At 32.6% G+C, this 2,898-nt stretch carries 3 protein-coding genes; 1 reads left to right on the top strand and 2 read right to left on the bottom strand.

The window, feature by feature from the left end; all coding sequences use genetic code 11:
- Nucleotides 1-73 precede the first annotated feature (73 nt).
- The gene (locus tag CD33_RS00215) at nt 74-559 is read right to left on the bottom strand and encodes a tetratricopeptide repeat protein (protein WP_036196995.1); all 486 of its coding nucleotides are present in this window, start codon (nt 557-559) and stop codon (nt 74-76) included.
- A gap of 617 nt (nt 560-1,176) precedes the next feature.
- On the bottom strand, nt 1,177-1,707 hold the full coding sequence (locus CD33_RS00210; RefSeq protein WP_036196994.1) for a hypothetical protein: 531 nt from the start codon (nt 1,705-1,707) through the stop codon (nt 1,177-1,179).
- Nucleotides 1,708-1,916: 209 nt separating this feature from the next.
- On the opposite strand from CD33_RS00210, the gene CD33_RS00205 reads away from it, so the two are divergent.
- Entirely contained in the window at nt 1,917-2,237 is a 321-nt protein-coding gene (locus CD33_RS00205) for a YflT domain-containing protein (RefSeq protein WP_036196993.1), read from the top strand.
- Nucleotides 2,238-2,898: the final 661 nt, after the last annotated feature.

The following is a 2,898-nucleotide window of genomic DNA, read 5'->3' as shown; positions in this document are numbered from 1 at the left end:
ATTAGCTGCATAATAATAACTCTAACTTTAAGGGGTCACTACCGAATTGCGCCCGATTGTGAAATAAATACAATTAACTCCAAATGTCATCTAATTTATCAGAATAGAAACTGATCGCTTTCTTGTAACTTAAAATTTCCTTATCTGTAGTTGTATCTATTAAGCATTTTAGCAATAACTTCATAGCGCTGTTATGCTCATTTAAATTATACAAAGTCATCGAGTAGAACACTTGAATTGCCTTATTGTCTGGAAACAGGTCCATTCCCTTATTGAATGTACTCTTTGACTTTTCATACTCACCTAGTGTTCTATATGTACTGCCTAGCCCCAATAAGGCGCCTTCTAAATCTTTTCCATCCAATCCTAAATTGATTGCATTTTCATAAAAGGGAACTGCTTTAATTTCTTCACCTAATACATCAAAACTCCAAGCACATTGATAGTTAATGTAGCCATCATTAGGATACTCTTTAACCAAGCTTAGAAGTAACTCATTAGATTGTTTTAGATTACCGTTTTTCCTTAACTCAATTGCTTTAGTCATTTCTTTCTCCATTATTTCATCTCCAATTAAATTCTGTTTCTTTCACAAACATCGATTCTAACATTATTCAATTTTAATTAAGGTTCTTCCTCCATTAAATTGCCTTTTTCATGAATAAAGACGCATTTCTTATTAAAGAAACGCGCCAGTTTGTGGAAGGTTGTTATTCAAGTGAGTACCCTATTATTTAATCTACTTTTTTTCTTCTCCCATAAAAAATTATTAATAAAATAAGCTACTATGAGAGAAAAAACAGCAAAGATAAATATCTTTAGATAAGAAAATTCTAAAGCCATTGAAAGGTCTTTTTCTGGATTTATGCTGAACATCGACCAGCATTGACCAGAAGTTCCCTTACTAAGAGACAACATATTCCATAAACCGAACAACAATAATGCCCATAGACAGTGAATTATATTTTTAATAGTATGTCCCCCAATACTACCTAATATCTCAATTCTATGTAATTATACGTATTTCTTCTATTTCATTATTCAACAATATGGGCCTATAACTGAAAGTGGCCTTTCCTTTATTCAAGGAAAGCGCCCTATATTGAATAATAACAAATTGACTTCTTTTAGCTGGTTAGTGGAAAAAAGTTTCAGTTTCATAAGCAAAGATTTATTTTATACCTTAGTGTACATAAGATTATTCTCTCTCAAAAATGAAAATCGTGTCTCATCCAAGGCGTTAAAAATTGAGAAATAACTCTCCCTCATATAAAAACCTAAACCGTTTAACAACAAGTTTGATTGAAGCAGGTTATCTTTTGAATCAAATGTCTCTTGAGCCATTTCAATAACTTCAATCTCTTCTATCCGGCTTCCAATAAATGAAGAGATATTTTCTATCGCATTTTTCCGCCACTCCAAATTCAATTCTTGATTACCGTACCAATCTAATTTTACTTTTAAATCAATTTCACCCCAAGTAACACCAATTTCATTATCTTTAAATGAACAAAATTCTAACTGTTTTTCTCCAATTACTAAAATTACAGGACAGTCAGCCCAAAACTCTCCATCAGACGTTTCATGTACTGTCCAAACTTCGCGTAAATTTGAATCAATGAGTGACTTTAACGTATCGCTATGTTTCTTCATAAACTCATTCTTATCCGTGTAGAATTTTGGATTGTAATTTTTTATACCAAGCATTGTACACCTTCCTCCGTTGACTTAAATTAACTTTATTTTAGCAATTCTTGCTCAACAATCATGCCCTTTATTTAAAGAACTATTGATTAGTTTTAGTTTTTTAAAAGCATAAAACTTCACTACATATAGAAAATGACTTCCTCCGTACGTTTTATTCATTCAATTTAGTGGAATAGAATGAGTGTAAACATCTATAGGAGGGATAAATAATGACAGTCAAATTGACAGTAGAAAACGTAGTACAGGCGAAACAGGAAGTGGAGAATTTAGAAGCGCAAGGATATCTTCGAGATAACATTTACATCTTTGCGCACTATGAAGAACGTGAAGATGATATTAACGAAGCACTGGGGACAGAAGAAGCTGGTATTGCGGAGCAAGGGTTCCTGACTTCTATGAAAAACCTGGTGAGTTCCCGCGGAGATGAACTCCGTAATGAGTTAGCTTCTGTCGGATTAAGTGAAACGGAAGCTGCTCAATTCGAAAAGGAACTAGATACAGGTAAATTGGTCATAGTTGCCAATAAGTAAAAACAAACCCGATGTGAGTTTAACTAAAACACTTCAAATTTTTTCTCATTGGATCACAAGTGGTAGTTTGTTTTAACTTTTAAAATAAGGAAGAGAAGCTCGAACTTCTCTCCCTTTTCCAAAATCATATACTTTCTCTTCGGTTGACGTTTGGTTTTGGGCTTTTTTATAATTTTTCCGATGATTGTCAATCCGATATCATACTGAAAAAAACAAAAACCTGTTAAGGATTTCATCCTAACAGGTTTTTTAATGATTGCTCTGTTGAATTTCGATTTACTGCTTTTCAAGCATTTCTCATTCAACAATATGGCCATTTAAAAGAAAAAGACGCGTTCCTAAATAAACGCGCCCGATTGCGGAAACATCCTCCTCACCAATTAATATGTAATCGTTCCAATTTTTTAAAGTCTTGTTACACTAACCTGCCTCTTTACTTTAATAAGAAAAGAGCTACTGAACCAAATTTAGTTTACAACTCTTGAACCCGTTATTTATATAAAAATATTAAAATAAGAATCCACATGGCAACCTCCAGAAATGGCATAAAGATAATACTCAAAGATTGTTTTTGCCTAAAATAAGTCGATAAATACCCTACAATCTATGAAAATTGTATTTTGCAAAAAAATAATGCAGAAAATTGCAGAAGTTTTGTACA

The sequence above is a fragment of the Ureibacillus sinduriensis BLB-1 = JCM 15800 genome (assembly GCF_000772955.1).
Lineage (GTDB): Bacteria > Bacillota > Bacilli > Bacillales_A > Planococcaceae > Ureibacillus > Ureibacillus sinduriensis.
The sequence above is the reverse complement of the archived record's forward strand: the minus strand, read 5'-3'. Positions and strand labels throughout refer to the sequence as shown.